Source organism: Pseudomonas sp. Root401, from assembly GCF_001425105.1.
In the GTDB taxonomy this organism is placed as follows: domain Bacteria; phylum Pseudomonadota; class Gammaproteobacteria; order Pseudomonadales; family Pseudomonadaceae; genus Aquipseudomonas; species Aquipseudomonas brassicacearum.
On record NZ_LMDO01000012.1, the window covers coordinates 556,370 to 575,715 of the forward strand.

The window sequence follows — 19,346 nt, forward strand, 5'->3', positions numbered from 1 at the left end:
CCCTTGTGGGAGCGAGCCTGCTCGCGATAAGGCCGGTACAGACGCTAAAGAACTACCTGGCTCAAGCCTTGCCAGTAATCTTGCGATACTTCGCCATCAACTGTTCTTCAGTTTCCGGATGAGCCTCGTCCAGAGGGATGCAATCCACCGGGCAGACCTGCTGGCACTGGGGTTCGTCGTAATGGCCGACGCACTGGGTGCACAAGTTCGGGTCGATGACGTAGATCTCTTCGCCTTGGGAAATGGCCTCGTTCGGGCATTCGGGTTCGCAGACGTCGCAATTGATGCAGTCGTCGGTGATGATCAGGGACATGCAGGCTCCTGCCGGGGCGTTGGGCCCGGGCATATGAAAAACGTATGGGCGCAATTGTGCCGCATTGGCGAGCGCAGTGCACGCGGGCGCGATGGACTGCGCTGTGCTGGGCCGCGAAGTGGGTCGCAGCCCGCGGGTTATTTCTTGAAGCGCAGGGTCAGCGCATCGGCCACGGCCGGGTGGACGAACTTGGTGATATCTCCGCCCAACGCCGCGATTTCCCGGACCAGCGTCGAGGAAATGAAGGAGTAGCGCTCCGACGGCGTCAGGAACAGGCTCTCGACGTCCGGTGCCAGTTGGCGGTTCATGTTAGCCAGTTGGAACTCGTACTCGAAGTCCGAGACCGCCCGCAGGCCGCGCAGGAACACATTGGCGTTCTTTTCCTTGGCAAAGTGCGCCAAAAGCGTCGAGAAACCGACCACTTCCACGTTGGGCAGGTGCTTGGTGACCTCGCGGGCCAGTTCCACACGTTGTTCCAGCGGGAACAGCGGGTTTTTCTTCGGGCTGGCGGCGACGGCAATGATCACATGGTCGAACAGGCGCGCGGCGCGTTCGACCAGATCGCCATGGCCCTTGGTAATAGGGTCGAAGGTACCTGGGTACAACACTCGGTTCATCGCGTCGTCCTGGCGGGAGTCCGTTGGGGAGTCGGATGGTATCGCAGCCTTCTCGGTCGGCCAAGTCGGCTGTTGTGTAAGAAAGCACTATAGACGGTGCGAATAATCCGGATATTCATGGATTTTTCAGGCGTTCGGCCAGGGCCGTCGCCAATTGCGCGGTCAGCCCGTACACCGATAATTGCGGGTTGGCGCCGATACTGGTGGGGAACAGCGATCCGTCATGGATCGACAGGTTGGCCAGTTGGTGATGACGGCCAAGGCTGTCGGTGACGGCGGTTTTCGGATCTTCGCCCATGGCGCAACCGCCCATCACGTGGGCGCTGCCCAGGCGCGTGCGGTACAAGGCCAGGTCGAGTCCGTCGATCAGTGTGCGGGCTTCGGCCAGGGTCGTTACGTAGCGGGCATCGCTGTGCAAAGGCATGACTGCCTTGGCGCCGCCGGCAAACTGGATCTCGGCCATGCTGTGGAAGGCCCGGCGCAAGCCATCCCAGGCATACGGCGTAACGGGATAATCGAGCACGGGTGTGCCGTCGCTGCGCAACTCGACGCTGCCGCCGGGGCTGTCCGGATGAAAACCGTCGCGCAACAGCGCCAACATGGCGTGGGTATGGGGCAGTCGGGACATGTGCAAAGCGTTCTCGGGGCCGAACCCGCCCAATAGCGTGGCGGCGAGGGCCGGGTGCAAGGGCGGGACTTCAAGCTTGTAGGACATTTTGCCGGTGGTGCCGTCCTGCCATTGGAAATGATCCGAATAAATCGATTGCGGCGCGCCGTAGAACGGGTTGATCACCTCGTCGAATTGCCCGGCGGACATGTTCACCAAGTGCAGGAAGGTGCGTTTGCCCACGCGTTCATGCGGGTCTGGCGCATCGGAGCGCAGCAGCAATCCGGGGCTATTGATGCCGCCGCCCGCCAGCACGTAATGCCGCGCCTTGACGGTGATGCGCCGCCCGGTCGGCGCCACGCAACGTTCGTCCATGGCTTGGCACTCGAGGCCGATGACGGCATCGTTCTTGATCGTCAGACGCTCGGCCCGCGCCAGGTAAAGCAGCGCGCCGCCCTTGTCCAGGGTGGCCGGGATGGTGGTGACCAGCATCGACTGCTTGGCGTTGGTCGGGCAGCCCATGCCGCAATAGCCCAGGTTCCAGCAGCCGCGTACGTTGCGCGGGATGACGTGCCAGGCGTAGCCCAATTGTTCACAACCTTTGCGGATCACGTCGTTGTTGGCATTGGGCGGAATCAGCCATGGCGCCACGCCCAGGCGTTGTTCCATCTGCGCAAACCAGGGCGCCATTTCAGCACGACCGTGGCCTTTTACGCTGTGCTCGGCGGCCCAGTGGTCGAGGGTCTGGTCGGGCGTGCGGAAGCTGGAGGTCCAATTGATCAGCGTCGTGCCGCCGACGGCCCGGCCCTGGAGAATGGTGATGGCGCCGTCCTTGCTCATGCGCCCGAGGCCTTCCTGATACAGGCTGCTGTAGGCCTGGTCTTCGAGCAGCGTGAAGTCATGACTGGTCTTGAGCGGACCTTCCTCGATCAGCAACACGCGGTAGCCGGCGGCGCTGAGAATTTCTGCCGTGGTGCCACCGCCAGCACCGCTGCCGACGATGGCCACGTCCGCTTCCAGGGTCAGGTCCTGGGTCAGCTGCGCGCCGTTGTAGGTGGTCCAGCCACGGGCCAGGCCTTCGCGGAAGGGATCGGGTACGGGCATGTTCAGGGCTCTCTTATTGTTATGAGTTTGCGGTACCCCTGTGGGAGCGAGCCTGCTCGCGATGGCGTCGGATCAGCAGCAACTGTATTGACTGACGCACCGCAATCGCGAGCAAGCTCGCTCCCACAGGGTTTAACTTGGTTTTCAGACCGTTGGCGGTCCTGGATAGCCGCAGTGCGCCCAGGCTTCGGATTGGGTGTACCAGGCCATCATCACCAGTTGCAGCAACGAGCTGTGGCCTTGTCGCAGCAGGTCCAGCGAGCTGTTTTCCCACCGTTCGAGGAACTGGTGGATGTCATCGGCGCTGGCGTTTTCCCACGGGCCCCAGACCCCGGTCAGCGGCCCGCGGGTAATGCCCAGCGTGAGCACGTCGAACAGCTGGCGCGTGAGCTTGAGCATGGCGGGGGACAGGTGGGCCAGGCTGCTGTCCAGGCTTCGCAAGGTCGCGTCAGTGGCGGCAGTAATCTGTCCGACGGCCACTGCGCCATCCAGCATCACGGGGATGACGCTGCGTAAAAATGGCAGGTCGCTGTCGCGCAGGGCCGCCAGGCCGTTGGCCGGTTGGCTTGGCGAGCAACCGCTCAGGCTGGCGCCCACACCGACGGTGGCCAGGAAGGCGCTGGCGCCGAGGCCGAACTTCAGCAGGCCGCGCCGTGACAGCGCGGGTGTATCGGTGAGGCTTGGGTTCATTATTGTGATTACCCGGGAAGAGACGCGTCAGCGGACAAACAGCTTCTGGATCAGTTTCTGCAACGGCTTGCCGTAAGGGGGATAAATCAGCTTCGCGGCGTTGAACCGCTGTTTGGTCAGCACGCCCTTGGCCTTGCTGAAGGTCAGGAAACCCTCATGCCCGTGGTAATGCCCCATTCCCGAGGGGCCGATGCCGCCGAATGGCAAGTCGTCCTGGGCGACATGCAGCAGCGTGTCGTTCAAGCAGACGCCACCGGAATGGGTTTCGTGGAGTACGCGATTCTGTTCGGCCTTGTTGTAGCCGAAGTAGTAGAGCGCCAGCGGGCGGGGTCGCTGATTGATGTAGGCAAACGCCTGGTCCAGATGCTCGTAAGGCACGATGGGCAGCAGCGGGCCGAAGATCTCGTCCTGCATGACGGTCATTTCATCGCTGACGTTGAGCAGCAGGCTGTGGGCCATGCGACGGTCCTGGCCCTGGTCGAACAGTTCGATCAGCAGCGCGCCCTTGCTGGTGGCGTCGCTGATGTAGCCGTTGAGCCGCGCCAGCTGTCGTTCGTTGATGATTGCGGTGTAGTCCGGGTTGTTCGCCAGGGTCGGATAAAACCCGCGAACCGCCTCGCGATACGCTTCAACGAACCCGCCGACGCGGTTCTGCGGTACCAGCACGTAGTCCGGGGCGACACAGGTTTGCCCGGCATTCAGGGTCTTGCCGAAAGCGATGCGTTCGGCGGCGTCCTTGAGCGGCACATCGGTCGACACGATGGCCGGCGACTTTCCACCCAACTCGAGGGTGACCGGGGTCAGGTTTTCGGCAGCGGCACGCATGACATGCTTGCCGATGCTGGTGGCGCCGGTGAACAGCAGGTGATCGAAGGGCAGCTTGGAAAACGCCATGCCGATTTCCGCCTCGCCAAGCACCACGCAGACCAGGTCCTGGGGGAAGACCCGGGCCAACAATTGCTTGAGCAGCAAGCCGGTCGCCGGTGTCGATTCGCTGAGCTTGAGCATCACCCGGTTGCCCGCCGCCAGCGCCCCCGTCAGCGGCCCGATGGCCAGGAACAGCGGGTAGTTCCACGGCACGATGACGCCGACCACGCCCAGCGGCTGGTACACCACTTTGGCCGATGCCGGCTGGAAGGCCATGCCCACCTTGCGCCGGGAGGGTTTCATCCAACCCTGGAGATGTCGGCTGGCGTAATGGATTCCGTGCAGGCTTGGCATCAGCTCGGCCAGCAGTGTTTCGTCGGCGCTGCGGTGGCTGAAATCCTGGCTGATGGCGTCGATCAAGGCTTGTCGTTCGTTGCTCAATACCTCGCGCAGTGCCTTGAGCCATTGTCGGCGCTGTTCGGCTGGGGGCCTTGGATGGGCGGCGTAGGCCTGGCGCTGGGCATCGAAGAGAGACTGCAGCTCGTCCAGTTGTTGTTGAGACTCGTGCAGGTAGGCAACGTCGGCAGGCATCGTCGGGCACCGGATATTATTAGAGTGAGTGTTTTCTAGAGCTTATACTCTAGAAAGTCAATGGCATCCGTAACGGCGATGGGTTTTTCCTGTGACCGATAGGTCGTAAGATGCCGATCAATGCCTTCGTCGAATTAAAGCCCAAACCATGGCCCCACGAATGAAAACCAGCGAGCGCATCGTGCAAAACAGCCTCGAGCTGTTCAACCAGCAAGGCGAGCGCAGCGTCAGCACCAACCACATTGCCGCCCACATGGACATGTCGCCGGGCAACCTCTATTACCACTTCCCCAACAAGCAGGCGATCATCGCCGTGTTGTTCAGTGAATACGAGAACCTGGTGGACAGTTTCTTGCGCCCGCCCCAGGGCCGCGCGGCCACGGTGGAAGACAAGCGTTTCTATTTGCAGGAGCTGCTGGCGGCCATGTGGCGCTACCGTTTTCTGCACCGGGATCTGGAACATCTGCTCGACAGCGACCCGGACCTTGCGGCGCGCTATCGACGGTTCTCCCAGCGCAGCCTGATCCACGGCACTGCTATTTATGAAGGCTTCGTTGCCGCCGGCATCCTGAAGATGGACCGGGTGCAGATCGAGTCCCTGACCCTCAACGCCTGGATCATTCTTACGTCCTGGGTGCGGTTCCTGTGCACCACGCGGGAAAACTTCAGCCACCTGAGCGAGCAGGCCATCAAGCGTGGCGTGTATCAGGTGCTGGTGTTGGAGGCCGGTTTCGTGACCGATCAGGCCCGCGAAGAGGTGGATGCACTGTTCAAAGAGTATTACGTCCCCCTGGCCCAGACCCTGGAGGAAGGGCAGTAGGATCGACCCCCGACTTAGCCACAGGAGCTCACCATGCCCATTGCGCAACTCATCAGCCCTCAAGCCCTCGAACAGCGGCGATCACAGCCCGGGCTGGTCATCCTCGATTGCCGTTTTGCCCTGGAAGACCCCGATTACGGTCAGCGCAGTTATGCCGAGGGCCACATCGCCGGTGCAGCGTTTGCGGACCTTGAGCGTGACCTGAGCGGGCCGGTGACCAAAGGTGTGACCGGGCGTCATCCGCTGCCGGAGCCCGAGGCGTTGATCGAGCGCCTCAAGGCCTGGGGGATCGATAACGATAGCGATGTCGTGCTGTACGACGACGGTCCCGGCGCCTATGCCGCGCGGGCTTGGTGGTTGCTGGCCTGGCTGGGCAAGCGCGATGGCGTGTACATCCTCGATGGTGGGCTCAAGGCCTGGCACTCCGCTGGCTTGCCTTTGAGCCTGGATCCGCCGCAGAACAGTCGCGGAACCTTCAGCGGGGCACCGGATGCGAACTTGGTGCTCAGCGCCCAAGCGCTGCAACAACGCCTCGGCCAACCGGACATGACCCTGCTGGATGCCCGGGCATTGCCGCGTTTCAAAGGTGAAGTCGAGCTGATCGACCCGATAGCCGGGCATATCCCGGGCGCCCAGTGCGCGGCCTTCACCGACAACCTGGGTGCCGATGGCCGCTTCTTGCCGGCCGACCAGCTCAAGCAGCGCTTCGCCGAAAAACTGGGCGAGCGCTCGCCCACCGACCTGGTGGCCTATTGCGGCTCCGGCGTGACGGCGTGTCATAACCTGTTTGCCTTGTGCCTGGCAGGCTATCCGCTGGGGGGGCTGTACGCCGGCTCGTGGAGTGAGTGGATCAATGATCCCCAGCGGGGAGTGGCGACGGGCGAATAACAAACACCCGGAACCAATGTGGGAGCGGGCTTGACCGCAGATTTATAGGCAACCCAGATACCCTGTGGGAGCAAAGCTTGCTCGCGATGGCGGCCTGACATTCAACATCTTCACTGACTGCCATACCGCTTTCGCGAGCAAGCCCGCTCCCAAAGGGGATGTGTGTTGGTCATGAACCATAGCGCTCAGCCGCGCCCCAGGCTGGCCAGCCAATCGGGAATCCGCCGCTCCAGGTAATACCCCGGGCGCCGCAGGGTTCCGTCGACAAACCCCACATGCCCGCCCCGGGCGTGCAGTTCAATCCGGGTCGAGGCGGATAATTCGTCCGGTTCTGGCAGACTGTGAGGAAACACAAAAGGATCGTCGGCGGCCTGGATGACCAGGGTCGGCGTGCTGATACCAGCCATGAAATAACGGCTGGAGGCACGGCGGTAGTAATCCGCGGCATCGGAGAACCCGTGCAGCGGCGCCGTCACCCGGCCGTCAAAATCCCAGAAGGTGCGCATGTTTTCCAACGGGCCAAGCGCCGCCAGGGTCGCCAGGCCTTCGTGGCGTCCGTCGTGCTGGAACTGGCGTTGCTTGTTGCGCACATAGGCCACGAGCTGACGCATGAAATGCGCCTGGTAGAACCTGGAAAATCCCTGGCCGATGCGATCGGCACACTGGTCGAGGCGAAACGGCACCGAGACCGCCACCGCCCCTTGCAACTGGCTGTCGCGGCCGGTTTCCCCCAGGTGCTTGAGCAGCACATTGCCGCCCAGTGAATAACCCACCGCAAACAGTGGCGCCAGGGGGCGTCGGGCGCGCAAGTGGGTGATGGCGGCGGCCAGGTCTTCGCTGACGCCCGAGTGGTAGCTGCGGGGCAACAGGTTCGGCTCACCCGAGCAGCCACGCCAGTTCAAGGCTGCACTGGCCCAACCCTGGCGACCAAGGGTCTGTTGCAGCCCGGCCACGTAAGGCGAGTTGGAAGAGCCGGTCAGCCCGTGAAGCACCAGCACCAGTGGTGCCTCGGCGCTGTGGGGGCCGTGCCAGTCAAGGTCGAGGAAATCACCGTCTTCCAGCCACAAGCGCTCGCGTTGGCGCTCGATGTGGGTGGTCTGGCGCCACAATGGGCCCCAGAGGGTTTGCAAGTGCGGGTTGCCAAGGCCCGGGGCAGGGACGAAACGTTCGGATGCGGCGGACATCATTATTATTCTCGATGCACTGGTCAGCCGTTCAGTCAATGTCCTTTGCCAAACGCTGCCACAACGCGTAATACACCCGTCCGGATTTCTGCTCGCGATGCAAGCGCCAATTGCCCGGCAAGCCCAGGGTGGACGGGGCAGTCTCGCTTTCAGTGTAGACCCAGGCATCCTCGGCCAACCACTGACGTTCCTCGAGCAAGGCGCAGACCGTCGGCAACAGGTTCTGGTTGAAAGGCGGGTCGAGGAACACCAGGTCGAAAGGCGTCGCCGGTTGGCTGTCCAGGTAGCGCAGGGCGTCGGCGGTCTGCACCTGGCCGACGGTGCAGCGAAGCGTGCCCAGGTGTTCTTTCAGGCTGGAGACCGCCAGGTTGCTGGCGTCCAGCGCCTGGCCCATGGCGGCGCCACGGGACAGGGCCTCGAGAAACAGCGCGCCGCTGCCGGCGAACGGGTCGAGCACCCGGGCACCTGCCACATAGGGTGCGAGCCAGTTGAACAGGGTTTCGCGCACGCGGTCGGGAGTGGGGCGCAGGCCCGGGGCATCCGGGAAGCTCAGGCGCCGGCTGCGCCATTCGCCGCCGATGATGCGCAACTGGTTCACACCATTGTGCACGGGTTTCTTGCTGGTATTCGATGGGCGGGCCATTAGTGCTCCGGAACCCCGAGCGGCTGCTCGGCAGGTTTGTCAGTGGGGGGCGGCAGCGGCTTTTGCGGCACGCTCGGACCGGCGGTGACGATGACCATTTTATCGGTGCTCAAGTGCTTGTTCAGCGCGGCCTTGACTTGCTCGACCGTCAGTTCCTGGGACTGACGCATGAAGTCCTCCAGGTAGCTCAGCGGCAAGTCATAGAAACCCATGGCGCCGAGCTGGCCGACGATGTCCGCATTGCTGGCGGTGGACAGCGGGAAGCTGCCGGCCAACTCACGCTTGGCGTCATCGAGTTCTTTCTGGGTGGGACCGTTCTTGAGGTAGTCGGCGAACACGTCTTGCACCAGTTTCAAGGTGCCTTCGCTCATCTCCGCACGGGTCTGCAGGTTGATCATGAACGGGCCGCGGGCTTGCATCGCCGTGAAGCCGGAGTACACGCCGTAGGTCAGGCCGCGCTTTTCCCGCACCTCGGTCATCAGCCGAGTGCCGAAGCCGCCACCGCCGAGGATCTGGTTGCCCAGGGACACGGCGGCATAGTCCGGATCGTCGCGGTCGATGCCCAGTTGCGCGAGCATCAGGTTGGTCTGTTTGGACGGGAATTCGATGTGGCCAATGCTCGCCTTGGGCTCCATCGGTGGCGGGGTTTTCGCCAGGGCCGGGCCTTTGGGCAACGCGGCGGATACCTGGTTGGCAACCGCTTCGGCTTCGGCGCGGGACAAATCCCCCACCAGCGCGATCACTGCGTTGCCGGCGGCATAGGCCTTGGCGTGGAAAGCCCGGGCCTGGGCCAGGGTGATCGGTGGGATGCTGTCGGCGGTGCCGTCGCTGGAATGGGCATAAGGATGCTCGCCGTACAGGCGCTTCATCAGTTCGAGGCCGGCCAGTTTGCCTGGGTTCTGTTTCTGGTATTCGAAACCGGCGAGCATCTGGTTCTTGATGCGGGCGAAGGAGTCGGCAGGGAAGGTCGGTTTGCCGACGACCTCGGCGAACAGCTTCAATGCCGGCTCACGCTTGTCGGTTGCGCTGAGACTGCGCAAGGAGGCCACGGCCATGTCCCGGTAGGCGCCGTTGCCGAAGTCTGCACCGAGGCTTTCGAAGCCTCGGGCAATGGCGCTGACGTCCTTGCCGGCCACGCCCTCGTTGAGCATGGCGTTGGTCAGCAGGGCGAGGCCGGGGGCTTCGCCGTCCTGGCTGCTGCCAGCGGCGAAGGTCAGGCGCAGGTCGAACATTGGCAATTCCCGGGCTTCGACGAACAGCACCTTGGCGCCGTCGGCGGTTTTCCAGGTCTGCACGTCGAGCTGGCGGTGGCTGGGGGCCTTACCGTCCAGTTCCGCCAATGATTGCAGCTGTTTGCCGGACTTGGCGTTATCCAATGCCTGGCTGGCGGTGACGTCGGTGGTCGGCGACAGATAGAACGCCAGGGAGCCGGCCAGGACGATGAGCGCCAGGCCGATCAGCACCGGGCGCCGTGATTTGCGCTCACTCATGAGCTTTCTCCTCGGGCAGGACATGCGCAACGCTCAGGCGCGAGCGGGTGAAATACAGCTGGGCTGCCTTCTGGATATCTTGCGGGGTCACGCTTTGCAGTTCGGCGAGTTCGGTGTCCATCAGCTTCCAGGACAAACCGACGGTCTCCAACTGGCCGATGGCGGTGGCCTGGCTGGTGATCGAGTCGCGCTCATAGACCAGGCCGGCGATGACCTGGGCGCGCACGCGTTCCAGTTCTTCGGCGGTCGGCGCGGTGGTTTTCAACTGTTCAAGCAAGCGCCACAGGCCGGCTTCGGCTTGGGCGATGGTTTTGTTTTTCTGCGTGTTGGGCGTCGCCGACAACGTGAACAACGTGTCGCCACGGGTGTAGGCGTCGTAGCTCGACGAACCGCCGGACACCAGCTCTTCGCCGCGCTCCAGCTGGGTCGGGATCCGCCCGCTGTAGCCGCCGTCCAGCAGGGCCGAGATCAGCCGCAGCGCGTTGACTGAACCCTTGTCCGTCGCGGTGGCGATGCTCGGCACATTGAAGGCCAGTATCACGCTGGGCAGTTGGGTCTGCACATGCAGGGTGATCTGGCGCTCGCCGGGTTCGGCCAGTTCCAGGGGGATTTTCGCCACCGGCACCGCGCGCCGGGCAATCGGGCCGAAATAGCGCTGGGCCAGGGACTTGACCTCGTCCGGCGTCACGTCGCCGACCACCACCAGGGTCGCGTTGTTCGGGGTGTACCAGGATTCGTACCAGTGACGCAGCTCCTCGACGGTCATCCGGTCCAGGTCGGCCATCCAGCCGATGGTCGGCGTGTGGTAGCCGCTGGCCGGGTAAGCCATGGCCTTGAAGCGCTCGTAGGCCTTGGACATGGGCTTGTCGTCGGTGCGCATGCGGCGCTCTTCCTTGATCACCTCGATCTCGCGGCTGAACTCCTCCGGCGGCAGGCGCAGGCTGGCCATGCGGTCGGCTTCCAGTTCGAAGGCCACGCCCAGGCGGTCGCGGGCCAGTACCTGGTAATAGGCGGTGAAGTCATCGCTGGTGAAGGCGTTCTCTTCGGCGCCGAGGTCGCGCAGGATCAGCGACGCTTCGCCGGGACCGACTTTTTCACTGCCCTTGAACATCATGTGCTCAAGGGCGTGGGACAAACCGGTCTGGCCTGGCGTTTCGTAGCTGGAGCCAACCTTGTACCAGACCTGGGAGACCACCACCGGCGCACGATGGTCTTCGCGCACGACGACCTTCAGGCCGTTGTCGAGGGTAAATTCGTGGGTGGGTTGTGGGTCGGCAGCCAAGGCTGAAAAGGGCAGACAAACTGTGCTGAGCAGCAGGCCTGCGGCGCGGCGGGCAAGAGCATTCATTCGTGTTTAAACCTGTTGGGTTGCCTGCTAGGTCTTAGCGTCGGCAGGCGAGAGGGTGCTAGGATAACGGTCCGTTTTACTGGCGGCCACGCCTATCGGGCCTTTTATCGGCCCGGGGTTGTCTGGGTTCCCCGGAGAAACATCGGGTTTGCTCGTTGATCCCGGCGTTTTCGCCGATGATGCCGTACCAGTCCTTCGAAAAAATCGACTTTGGGGTGTCCTTGGGACGCCTCGACAAAATGTTGCGCGTGAACAAGCTGGATGAAACGCAGTCTGTTCAGCATTGAATATTTATCACCGAGGCGCCCTTGTGGCGCGTCGCTACCGTGAGATAGCCGTCCTCCATGTTTGGTTCCAACGACGACAAGAAGACCCCAGCTGCGGCTGGCGAGAAAAAAGGCCTGTTCGGATGGCTGCGCAAGAAGCCGCAGGAAACCGTCGTCGAACAGCCACAACCGCTGCCTGAGCCCGCCGCCGAGGCCGTGGCCGAAGAAACCGCGCCCATCGTCCTGCCGATTGCCGAGCCGGTGCTGCAACCGGTCGAGCTTGAGACCGCTGCTGAGCCGGTGGCCGAGCAACCGCTGACCCCGCCCTCCGAGCAAACCCCCTGGCTGACCTTGCCGGTGGCGGAAGAGCCGGTCGCGCTGGTCGAGGAAACGGCGCCCCATATCACCCCGCCGATTCCAGCGTCGACGCAGGTTGTCGAGGCGCCAGTCGTCGACGCTGTCATTGAGCCGCCGGTTGCCGTCGTTGCACCCGTGGTTGCGCAAGCCGCGCCCGAGCCGGCACCTGCCCTGTTGGAAACCATCGCCCCCGTCGAGCCCGTCCGTAGCGCCGAGGAAAACAAGGTCGGCTTCTTCGCCCGCCTCAAGCAGGGCCTGTCCAAGACCAGCGCCAGCATCGGCGAAGGCATGGCCAGCCTGTTCCTGGGCAAGAAAGTCATCGACGACGAATTGTTGGAGGACATCGAAACTCGCCTGCTGACCGCCGACGTCGGTGTCGAGGCCACCTCGGTGATCATCCAGAGCCTGACCCAGAAGGTCGCGCGCAAGCAGCTGACCGACGCCGATGCACTGTACAAATCCCTGCAAGGCGAGCTGACCAGCCTGCTCAAGCCGGTGGAAAAACCGCTGGTGATTGCCTCGCAGAACAGGCCGTTCGTGATCCTGGTCGTCGGTGTCAACGGTGCTGGCAAGACCACCACCATCGGCAAGCTGGCCAAGAAGCTGCAGCTCGAAGGCAAGAAAGTCATGCTGGCGGCGGGCGACACCTTCCGCGCCGCCGCGGTCGAACAGCTGCAAGTGTGGGGCGAGCGCAACAAGATCCCGGTGATTGCCCAGCACACCGGCGCCGACTCCGCTTCGGTGATTTTCGACGCCGTGCAGGCCGCCAAGGCCCGTGGCATCGATGTGTTGATCGCCGACACGGCCGGTCGCCTGCACACCAAAGACAACCTGATGGAAGAATTGAAGAAGGTGCGCCGAGTGATCGGCAAGCTCGACGCCGACGCACCTCACGAAGTGCTGCTGGTGCTGGACGCCGGTACCGGCCAGAACGCCATCAACCAGGCCAAGCAATTCAACCAGACCGTCGAACTGACCGGGCTGGCCCTGACCAAGCTCGACGGCACCGCCAAGGGCGGGGTGATTTTCGCCCTGGCCAAGCAGTTCGGCCTGCCTATCCGCTATATCGGCGTGGGTGAAGGCATCGACGACTTGCGCACTTTTGAAGCCGAGCCCTTTGTCCAGGCACTGTTTGCCGAACGGGAGCATTCATGATTCGTTTCGAACAGGTCGGTAAACGCTATCCGAACGGTCACGTCGGCTTGCATGAGCTGAGCTTTCGGGTCCGTCGGGGCGAGTTTCTGTTTGTCACCGGCCATTCCGGCGCCGGTAAAAGTACCTTGCTGCGCCTGCTGCTGGCGATGGAACGGCCCTCCACCGGCAAACTGCTGTTGGCCGGCCAGGACCTGAGCACCATCAGCAATGCCCAGATCCCCTACCTGCGGCGGCAGATCGGCGTGGTGTTCCAGAATCACCAGTTGCTGTTCGATCGCACGGTGTTCAACAACGTGGCGTTGCCGTTGCAGATCCTGGGCCTGTCCAAGGCCGAGATCATCAAGCGCGTGGACTCGGCCCTGGAGCGTGTGGCCCTGTCGGACAAGACCGACCTGTACCCGGGCGACCTGTCCACCGGCCAACAGCAACGCGTCGGCATCGCCCGCGCCATCGTCCATCGCCCGGCCTTGCTGCTGGCGGACGAACCCACCGGTAACCTCGACCCGCGCCTGGCGGCGGAGATCATGGGCGTATTCGAAGACATCAACCGCCTGGGCACCAGCGTGCTGATTGCCAGTCACGACCTGGCGTTGATCGCGCGTATGCGCCACCGCATGCTCACGTTGCAGCGCGGACGCCTGATTGGTGACGGGGAGGCTGGCGTATGAGTGCTACTCGCAGCCCGAAAGTGGCCGAACGCGTGGCCCCGAAGGCCTCCGATCCGCAGCCGCAAAAGAAAAAACGCGACGATGACGACGGCCCGGACTTCGCCACGCTGCTGCGCGCCTGGATCGAAAGCCATCGCGCCAGCCTGCTGGACAGCCTGCGGCGCCTGGGCAAGCAACCCATCGGCAGCTTCTTTACCTGCATGGTGATGGCGGTTGCCCTGAGCCTGCCCATGGGCCTGTCATTATTGCTAAGTAATGTGGAGCGCCTGGGCGGCTCCTGGCAGCGCGCGGCGCAGATTTCCCTGTACCTGCAGATGGACGCGAGCCCCGGCGAAGGCCAGGCGTTGCGCGAGCAGATCAAGGCCATGCCGGGCGTGGCCGATGCCGAATACATCGGGCGCGAACAGGCGCTTGAGGAATTCCAGCAGCAGTCCGGCCTGGGCGAAGCCCTCAAGGAACTGCCGGAGAACCCGCTGCCGGGCGTGGTGCTGGTGACGCCAAATGAAGTCGACAAGCCGACCCTTGAAGCATTAAGACAAAGACTTTCCGAGTTGCCGAAGGTACAACAGGCGCAACTTGATCTAGTCTGGGTCGAGCGTCTTGCGGCGATCCTCAAGCTCGGCGACCGGTTTGTCTTCGGTCTGACGGTGCTGCTGGTTTCTGCATTACTTTTGGTGATAGGCAATACCATTCGTCTTCATATTGAAAACCGCCGCACCGAGATAGAAGTGATTAAACTCGTCGGCGGTACGGACAGTTATGTACGCAGGCCCTTCCTTTATATGGGCGCGCTATATGGCTTCGGTGCCGGGATTCTGTCCTGGGGTGTATTGGCGTTCGGCCTGGATTGGCTGAACGATGCGGTAACAGGGCTGGCCGGTTTGTACGGCAGTGATTTCTCGCTGGCCGGTGTGCCAGCCGCCGACGGTCTGTCGCTCTTGCTTGGCGCGGTGCTGTTGGGTTATATCGGTGCATGGATTGCGGTCGCACGCCACTTGCGTGAGCTTGCGCCAAAATAAGTGTTTTTTTGCGTGTATTGACCTTTCAGTTTTTGTGGGAACTTGTCCTAGGGTTCCCGGTCAATTTTCGCAGTGCTGAACTGCACGAGTTATGTGAGTCGGAGGTTTTTTCGTATGACCACTTCTTTGCAACCTGCTTATGCTCTGGTCCCGGGTGCGAACCTGGAGGCCTATGTGCACACGGTCAACAGCATTCCATTGCTGACCCCCGAGCAGGAGCGTGAACTGGCCGAGAGTCTCTATTATGAGCAGGATCTTGAGGCGGCTCGGCAGATGGTGCTCGCCCACCTGCGTTTTGTCGTACATATCGCCCGCAGCTATTCCGGCTACGGGCTGGCCCAGGCCGACCTGATCCAGGAAGGCAACGTCGGCCTGATGAAGGCGGTCAAGCGTTTCAACCCGGAAATGGGTGTGCGCCTGGTGTCGTTTGCGGTGCACTGGATCAAGGCGGAAATCCACGAGTTCATCCTGCGCAACTGGCGCATCGTGAAAGTCGCGACCACCAAGGCCCAGCGCAAGCTGTTCTTCAACCTGCGCAGCCAGAAGAAGCGCCTGGCCTGGCTGAACAACGAAGAAGTCCATCGTGTTGCCGAGAGCCTGGGCGTAGAGCCTCGGGAAGTGCGCGAGATGGAAAGCCGCCTGACCGGCCATGACATGGCCTTCGACCCGGCCGCCGAAGCGGACGACGACAGCGCTTTCCAATCGCCGGCCAACTACCTGGAAGACCACCGGTACGACCCGGCGCGTCAACTGGAAGACGCCGACTGGAGCGACAACTCCAACACCAACCTGCACGAAGCCCTGGAAGTGCTGGACGAGCGCAGCCGCGACATCCTCTACCAGCGCTGGCTGGCCGAGGAAAAAGCCACGCTGCACGACCTGGCGCAGAAGTACAACGTGTCGGCCGAGCGGATTCGTCAGCTTGAGAAGAGCGCGATGAACAAGCTCAAGGTGTCGATCGCTGCCTGACTGCGATAGCGGCCATAAAAAACGCCCCGATCAGTGATGATCGGGGCGTTTTTGTGTGTGCGATGCAATCCCCTGCTGTGATCGTTCCCACGCTCTGCGTGGAAACGCATCCTGTGACGCTCCGCGTCACGCTTTGGGACGCGGAGCGTCCCGTGCTGCATTCCCACGCGGAGCGTGGGAACGATCATTTGCGGTGTCTTGGTTTACTGGGCCCAAGGCGCTCGCCGCGAATTATTGAGTTCCAGCAAATAACTGTCGCCCCCCAACTGGCTCATCTGCTGGCGAATCCAGCTCGCCCGCCGCAGTACGTAAGGGCTCGGCCGGCTGGCGCTCCATTTCCGCGGGTTGGGCAATACCGCCGCCAGCAGGCTGGCCTGTTGCCGGGACAAGGCGTCGGCGCTTACGCGAAAATGATGCCGTGCTGCCGCTTCGGCCCCGAACACGCCGTCATCCCACTCGACGCTGTTGAGGTACACCTCGAGGATCCGCTGCTTGGGCCAGAACACTTCGATCAGTGCGGTGAACCAGGCCTCCAGCCCCTTGCGCAGCCAACTGCGGCCCGACCACAGGAACAGGTTCTTGGACACTTGCTGGCTGAGGGTACTGGCGCCGCGAATCGAACCGCCACGCCCATTGTGGGCGAACGCGGCCTGGATCGCGCCGATGTCGAAGCCCCAGTGCTCTGGGAATTTCTGGTCTTCGCCAGCAATCACCGCCACTTTCAGGCTATCGGAGATCTGGTCCCAAGGCTGCCAGGTGCGTTGCAGGTCGATGGGTTCGCCGCCGAACCAGGATTCAACCTTGCGCTCGATCATCAGCGCCGTGAACGGCGGCGGTACCACCCGAAACAACAGCACGAGCACAACGCTGCCAACGGCGAACCAGAGCAGGGCTTTAAGGAATCGTCGAAATAATAAACGCAGCATAGAGATGGCTTGGCCGAACCCGTCGAGCGGGCCATTATACAGACCCTGTCCACCGAGTCTGACTGGAGTTCTCATGCTGCGTAGCTTTCTGATGCTGGCTGCTTTTTTCGGCTTCACGGGCGTGGCACTGGGGGCGTTTGCCGCCCATGGCCTGAAAGGCCGCCTGAGCGCCGACTACCTGGCGATTTTCCACACCGGTGTCACCTATCAACTGGTGCATACCCTGGCGCTGCTCGGTGTCGCGCTGCTGGCTACGCACATCCCCGGCCGAATCGTCACATGGGCCGGGACTTCGTTCGTGATTGGCATCCTGCTGTTCTCCGGCAGCCTGTATTTGCTGACCCTCACCGGGATCAGCAAGCTAGGCATCATCACCCCGTTCGGCGGTGTGGCCTTCCTGATCGGCTGGTTGTGCCTGGGCATTGCGGCCTGGCGCTTGCAACTTGCGGTTTGAAGCTTGTCGCTCGTAGCTGACCAAGGGGCTTGGGTCACCCAGACTGATCGGGCTAGAATGCCAGCCCCTAAAAATGATGGCGGCATCCTGCATGCGCATTCAGTTGAACGGCGAACCCCTTGATCTGCCCGACGGTGAAACCGTTGCGGCCCTGCTGACCCGTCTGGAACTCACCGGACGCCGCGTCGCGGTGGAACTCAACCTGGATATCGTCCCGCGCAGCCAGCACGCCGAAACCACGTTGAACGATGGTGACAGCGTCGAAGTGGTCCACGCCATTGGTGGCGGCTAGTCGCCTCGGTTTCGCAGCATTTCGCAAGAACCTCACCCCAACAGAGGATTTCCCATGAGCATCGTTCGTAGCGACAAGCCCTTCGTCCTGGCCGGTCGTACCTACCAGTCGCGTTTGCTGGTAGGCACCGGCAAATATCGCGACATGGAAGAAACCCGCCTGGCCATCGAAGCCTCGGGCGCCGAAATCGTGACCGTCGCCGTGCGCCGGACCAACATCGGCCAGAATCCGGGCGAACCGAACCTGCTGGATATCCTGCCGCCGGACCGCTACACCATCCTGCCGAACACCGCCGGTTGTTTCGACGCTATCGAGGCCGTGCGCACCTGCCGCCTGGCCCGTGAGCTGCTCGACGGCCACAACCTGGTGAAGCTGGAAGTGCTGGCGGACCAGAAAACCCTGTTCCCCAACGTGATCGAAACCCTCAAGGCCGCTGAAACGCTGGTCAAGGAAGGCTTCGACGTGATGGTCTACACCAGCGATGACCCGATCATCGCCCGTCAATTGGCGGAAATCGGCTGCATCGCGGTCATGCCGCTGGCCGGCCTGATCGGCACAGGCCTGGGGATCTGCAACCCGTACAACCTGCAGATCATCCTGGAAGAAGCCAAGATCCCGGTGTTGGTGGATGCCGGTGTCGGTACCGCTTCCGACGCCACCATCGCCATGGAACTGGGTTGCGAAGCGGTGCTGATGAACTCGGCCATCGCCCACGCCCAGCAGCCGATCCTCATGGCCGAAGCCATGAAGCACGCCATCGTCGCCGGTCGCCTGGCGTACCTGGCTGGCCGCATGCCGAAAAAACTTTACGCCAGCGCCTCCTCGCCGCTGGATGGTCTGATCAAGTAAGAGCCATTGATGACTGAATCGAACGACACGCCGGTCCTGCCGGAAGAAGGCGAAGAGCGCCAGCACCGCCGCATCAAGAGTTTCGTGATGCGCGCCGGGCGCATGACTGAAGGCCAGCAGCGCGGCCTGGAGCAGGGCGCGCCGCTGTTTGTCCTGCCGCTGGCCGATGCCCCGGTGGATTTTGACCAGGTCTTCGGCCGCTCGGCCCCGCGCTCGCTGGAAATCGGCTTCGGCATGGGCCATTCGTTGCTGGAAATGGCCGCCGCTTCGCCGGAGCAGGATTTCATCGGTGTGGAAGTCCACCGTCCTGGTGTCGGTGCGCTGCTCAATGGCGTGTTGACCCAAGGGCTGACCAACTTGCGGGTCTACGATTGCGACGCCATCGAAGTGCTCAACCGCTGCGTGGCCGACAACAGCCTCGACCGGCTGATGCTGTTCTTCCCGGACCCTTGGCACAAAAGCCGCCACCACAAGCGCCGTATCGTCCAGGCGTCGTTCGCTGAACTGGTGCGCAGCAAGTTGAAGGTCGGCGGTGTGTTGCACATGGCCACCGACTGGGAACCCTACGCCGAATACATGCTGGAAGTGATGAACGTCGCCCCGGGCTATCGCAACCTGGCCGAAGACGGCAAGTGCGTGCCACGCCCGGCCGAACGGCCGATCACCAAATTCGAGCGCCGAGGCGAACGCCTTGGGCACGGGGTTTGGGATTTGAAGTTCGAGAAGGTGGCTTAAACATCACGCAATACTCAATGTGGGAGCTGAGCTTTTGTGGGAGCAAGGCTTTGTGGGAGCAAAGCTTGCTCGCGATGCAGGCAACTCGGGTTCAAGTGGGTACCGAGGCGCTGCTATCGCGGGCAAGCTTTGCTCCCACATTTCGTTTTGCGGCGTATTGAAGTTCAGCGTCGATCCGCGACTACGCCTATCAACACCAGCACCACCAACAACACCGGCGCCAGGCTGTAGTTGTTGAACTGGCTCAAGCCCCTGACGATCCACGGCGTGGCGTAAATCAGTGCCGCACCGCTGCCGATCATGCACAGCAGGGCGATCAGCGGGACGCGCAAGGCGCCGGCGATGCTGCCCAGGCGTTGTTCGACCCAGCCCTTGATATCGGCACCAAACAGCACCAGCAGGCAGCCTACCAATGCCAGGGAGATTTCCGACAGGTTGCTGCGGCTCCAGCGGGACACGGTGGCCAGCAGGTCGAGTACCAGATCCATTCGATT

At 62.6% G+C, this 19,346-nt stretch carries 21 protein-coding genes; 10 read left to right on the top strand and 11 right to left on the bottom strand.

What is annotated here, in order from left to right; all coding sequences use genetic code 11:
* Window positions 1-61 precede the first annotated feature (61 nt).
* From ASC85_RS12430 to ASC85_RS12450, 5 genes are all read right to left on the bottom strand, one after another.
* Window positions 62-313, bottom strand: a complete 252-nt coding sequence (locus tag ASC85_RS12430; RefSeq protein WP_003206534.1) for a YfhL family 4Fe-4S dicluster ferredoxin — start codon at window positions 311-313, stop codon at window positions 62-64.
* Window positions 314-450: 137 nt separating this feature from the next.
* Window positions 451-930: a pantetheine-phosphate adenylyltransferase gene (gene coaD, locus ASC85_RS12435; RefSeq protein ID WP_003177462.1), complete on the bottom strand. Its 480-nt coding sequence runs from the start codon at window positions 928-930 to the stop codon at window positions 451-453.
* 115 nt (window positions 931-1,045) lie between these two features.
* Window positions 1,046-2,641, bottom strand: coding sequence for a GMC family oxidoreductase (locus tag ASC85_RS12440; RefSeq protein WP_057449524.1), 1,596 nt, complete (start codon window positions 2,639-2,641; stop codon window positions 1,046-1,048).
* A 144-nt stretch (window positions 2,642-2,785) separates the two neighbouring features.
* Entirely contained in the window at window positions 2,786-3,331 is a 546-nt protein-coding gene (locus ASC85_RS12445; RefSeq protein WP_057449525.1) for a hypothetical protein, read from the bottom strand.
* A 27-nt stretch (window positions 3,332-3,358) separates the two neighbouring features.
* A complete protein-coding gene (locus ASC85_RS12450) occupies window positions 3,359-4,789 on the bottom strand; it encodes a coniferyl aldehyde dehydrogenase (RefSeq protein WP_057449526.1) in 1,431 nt (476 codons plus the stop codon).
* 148 nt (window positions 4,790-4,937) lie between these two features.
* Here ASC85_RS12450 and ASC85_RS12455 point away from each other — a divergent pair, with 148 nt between their 5' ends.
* A complete protein-coding gene (locus ASC85_RS12455) occupies window positions 4,938-5,609 on the top strand; it encodes a TetR/AcrR family transcriptional regulator (RefSeq protein WP_003206524.1) in 672 nt (223 codons plus the stop codon).
* A gap of 33 nt (window positions 5,610-5,642) precedes the next feature.
* Window positions 5,643-6,497 carry a sulfurtransferase gene (locus ASC85_RS12460; protein ID WP_057449527.1) on the top strand — a complete coding sequence of 285 codons (855 nt, stop codon included), beginning with the start codon at window positions 5,643-5,645 and terminating at the stop codon, window positions 6,495-6,497.
* A 185-nt stretch (window positions 6,498-6,682) separates the two neighbouring features.
* Here ASC85_RS12460 and ASC85_RS12465 read toward each other — a convergent pair whose 3' ends face one another.
* The 4 genes from ASC85_RS12465 to ASC85_RS12480 are packed head-to-tail and all read right to left on the bottom strand — an operon-like array spanning window position 6,683 to window position 11,162.
* Complete coding sequence (locus tag ASC85_RS12465; RefSeq protein WP_057449589.1) at window positions 6,683-7,681, bottom strand: hydrolase; 999 nt, start codon at window positions 7,679-7,681, stop codon at window positions 6,683-6,685.
* A gap of 31 nt (window positions 7,682-7,712) precedes the next feature.
* On the bottom strand, window positions 7,713-8,324 hold the full coding sequence (gene rsmD / locus ASC85_RS12470; protein WP_057449528.1) for a 16S rRNA (guanine(966)-N(2))-methyltransferase RsmD: 612 nt from the start codon (window positions 8,322-8,324) through the stop codon (window positions 7,713-7,715).
* Window positions 8,324-9,814 (bottom strand): M16 family metallopeptidase, encoded by a 1,491-nt coding sequence (locus ASC85_RS12475; protein WP_057449529.1) that lies wholly within the window; start codon window positions 9,812-9,814, stop codon window positions 8,324-8,326. Before ASC85_RS12475 ends, rsmD begins: the two co-directional genes overlap by 1 nt.
* Window positions 9,807-11,162: a M16 family metallopeptidase gene (locus ASC85_RS12480; protein ID WP_057449530.1), complete on the bottom strand. Its 1,356-nt coding sequence runs from the start codon at window positions 11,160-11,162 to the stop codon at window positions 9,807-9,809. Before ASC85_RS12480 ends, ASC85_RS12475 begins: the two co-directional genes overlap by 8 nt.
* 344 nt (window positions 11,163-11,506) lie before the next feature.
* On the opposite strand from ASC85_RS12480, the gene ftsY reads away from it, so the two are divergent.
* The 4 genes from ftsY to rpoH all read left to right on the top strand — a co-directional run bounded on the left by ftsY (window position 11,507) and on the right by rpoH (window position 15,596).
* Window positions 11,507-12,940: a signal recognition particle-docking protein FtsY gene (ftsY, locus tag ASC85_RS12485; protein ID WP_057449531.1), complete on the top strand. Its 1,434-nt coding sequence runs from the start codon at window positions 11,507-11,509 to the stop codon at window positions 12,938-12,940.
* Window positions 12,937-13,608 (top strand): cell division ATP-binding protein FtsE, encoded by a 672-nt coding sequence (gene ftsE / locus ASC85_RS12490; RefSeq protein WP_003177474.1) that lies wholly within the window; start codon window positions 12,937-12,939, stop codon window positions 13,606-13,608. The genes ftsY and ftsE overlap by 4 nt, the downstream gene beginning before the upstream one ends.
* A complete protein-coding gene (gene ftsX, locus ASC85_RS12495; RefSeq protein ID WP_014340685.1) occupies window positions 13,605-14,627 on the top strand; it encodes a permease-like cell division protein FtsX in 1,023 nt (340 codons plus the stop codon). Before ftsE ends, ftsX begins: the two co-directional genes overlap by 4 nt.
* 114 nt (window positions 14,628-14,741) lie before the next feature.
* A complete protein-coding gene (gene rpoH, locus ASC85_RS12500) occupies window positions 14,742-15,596 on the top strand; it encodes an RNA polymerase sigma factor RpoH (RefSeq protein ID WP_003177476.1) in 855 nt (284 codons plus the stop codon).
* Window positions 15,597-15,799: 203 nt separating this feature from the next.
* Here the strand turns inward: rpoH and mtgA are convergent, their stop codons facing one another.
* Window positions 15,800-16,522: a monofunctional biosynthetic peptidoglycan transglycosylase gene (gene mtgA, locus ASC85_RS12505; protein ID WP_057449532.1), complete on the bottom strand. Its 723-nt coding sequence runs from the start codon at window positions 16,520-16,522 to the stop codon at window positions 15,800-15,802.
* A 73-nt stretch (window positions 16,523-16,595) separates the two neighbouring features.
* Between mtgA and ASC85_RS12510 the strand changes: the two genes are divergently transcribed.
* The 4 genes from ASC85_RS12510 (at window position 16,596) to trmB (ending at window position 18,852) form a co-directional block, all read left to right on the top strand.
* Entirely contained in the window at window positions 16,596-16,976 is a 381-nt protein-coding gene (locus ASC85_RS12510; RefSeq protein ID WP_057449533.1) for a DUF423 domain-containing protein, read from the top strand.
* A gap of 91 nt (window positions 16,977-17,067) precedes the next feature.
* Entirely contained in the window at window positions 17,068-17,268 is a 201-nt protein-coding gene (gene thiS / locus ASC85_RS12515) for a sulfur carrier protein ThiS (RefSeq protein ID WP_018609493.1), read from the top strand.
* Window positions 17,269-17,322: 54 nt separating this feature from the next.
* Window positions 17,323-18,117 (top strand): thiazole synthase, encoded by a 795-nt coding sequence (locus ASC85_RS12520; RefSeq protein ID WP_003177480.1) that lies wholly within the window; start codon window positions 17,323-17,325, stop codon window positions 18,115-18,117.
* 9 nt (window positions 18,118-18,126) lie between these two features.
* Window positions 18,127-18,852: a tRNA (guanosine(46)-N7)-methyltransferase TrmB gene (gene trmB / locus ASC85_RS12525; RefSeq protein ID WP_014340682.1), complete on the top strand. Its 726-nt coding sequence runs from the start codon at window positions 18,127-18,129 to the stop codon at window positions 18,850-18,852.
* A gap of 164 nt (window positions 18,853-19,016) precedes the next feature.
* Here trmB and ASC85_RS12530 read toward each other — a convergent pair whose 3' ends face one another.
* Complete coding sequence (locus tag ASC85_RS12530; RefSeq protein WP_014340681.1) at window positions 19,017-19,340, bottom strand: DUF3392 domain-containing protein; 324 nt, start codon at window positions 19,338-19,340, stop codon at window positions 19,017-19,019.
* Window positions 19,341-19,346: the final 6 nt, after the last annotated feature.

Coding starts and splice junctions, on each gene's coding strand:
- ASC85_RS12430 (WP_003206534.1), bottom strand. CDS start 313: ATGTCCCTGATCATCACCGACGACTGCATCAATTGCGACGTCTGCGAA.
- coaD (WP_003177462.1), bottom strand. CDS start 930: ATGAACCGAGTGTTGTACCCAGGTACCTTCGACCCTATTACCAAGGGC.
- ASC85_RS12440 (WP_057449524.1), bottom strand. CDS start 2,641: ATGCCCGTACCCGATCCCTTCCGCGAAGGCCTGGCCCGTGGCTGGACC.
- ASC85_RS12445 (WP_057449525.1), bottom strand. CDS start 3,331: ATGAACCCAAGCCTCACCGATACACCCGCGCTGTCACGGCGCGGCCTG.
- ASC85_RS12450 (WP_057449526.1), bottom strand. CDS start 4,789: ATGCCTGCCGACGTTGCCTACCTGCACGAGTCTCAACAACAACTGGAC.
- ASC85_RS12455 (WP_003206524.1), top strand. CDS start 4,938: ATGGCCCCACGAATGAAAACCAGCGAGCGCATCGTGCAAAACAGCCTC.
- ASC85_RS12460 (WP_057449527.1), top strand. CDS start 5,643: ATGCCCATTGCGCAACTCATCAGCCCTCAAGCCCTCGAACAGCGGCGA.
- ASC85_RS12465 (WP_057449589.1), bottom strand. CDS start 7,681: ATGTCCGCCGCATCCGAACGTTTCGTCCCTGCCCCGGGCCTTGGCAAC.
- rsmD (WP_057449528.1), bottom strand. CDS start 8,324: ATGGCCCGCCCATCGAATACCAGCAAGAAACCCGTGCACAATGGTGTG.
- ASC85_RS12475 (WP_057449529.1), bottom strand. CDS start 9,814: ATGAGTGAGCGCAAATCACGGCGCCCGGTGCTGATCGGCCTGGCGCTC.
- ASC85_RS12480 (WP_057449530.1), bottom strand. CDS start 11,162: ATGAATGCTCTTGCCCGCCGCGCCGCAGGCCTGCTGCTCAGCACAGTT.
- ftsY (WP_057449531.1), top strand. CDS start 11,507: ATGTTTGGTTCCAACGACGACAAGAAGACCCCAGCTGCGGCTGGCGAG.
- ftsE (WP_003177474.1), top strand. CDS start 12,937: ATGATTCGTTTCGAACAGGTCGGTAAACGCTATCCGAACGGTCACGTC.
- ftsX (WP_014340685.1), top strand. CDS start 13,605: ATGAGTGCTACTCGCAGCCCGAAAGTGGCCGAACGCGTGGCCCCGAAG.
- rpoH (WP_003177476.1), top strand. CDS start 14,742: ATGACCACTTCTTTGCAACCTGCTTATGCTCTGGTCCCGGGTGCGAAC.
- mtgA (WP_057449532.1), bottom strand. CDS start 16,522: ATGCTGCGTTTATTATTTCGACGATTCCTTAAAGCCCTGCTCTGGTTC.
- ASC85_RS12510 (WP_057449533.1), top strand. CDS start 16,596: ATGCTGCGTAGCTTTCTGATGCTGGCTGCTTTTTTCGGCTTCACGGGC.
- thiS (WP_018609493.1), top strand. CDS start 17,068: ATGCGCATTCAGTTGAACGGCGAACCCCTTGATCTGCCCGACGGTGAA.
- ASC85_RS12520 (WP_003177480.1), top strand. CDS start 17,323: ATGAGCATCGTTCGTAGCGACAAGCCCTTCGTCCTGGCCGGTCGTACC.
- trmB (WP_014340682.1), top strand. CDS start 18,127: ATGACTGAATCGAACGACACGCCGGTCCTGCCGGAAGAAGGCGAAGAG.
- ASC85_RS12530 (WP_014340681.1), bottom strand. CDS start 19,340: ATGGATCTGGTACTCGACCTGCTGGCCACCGTGTCCCGCTGGAGCCGC.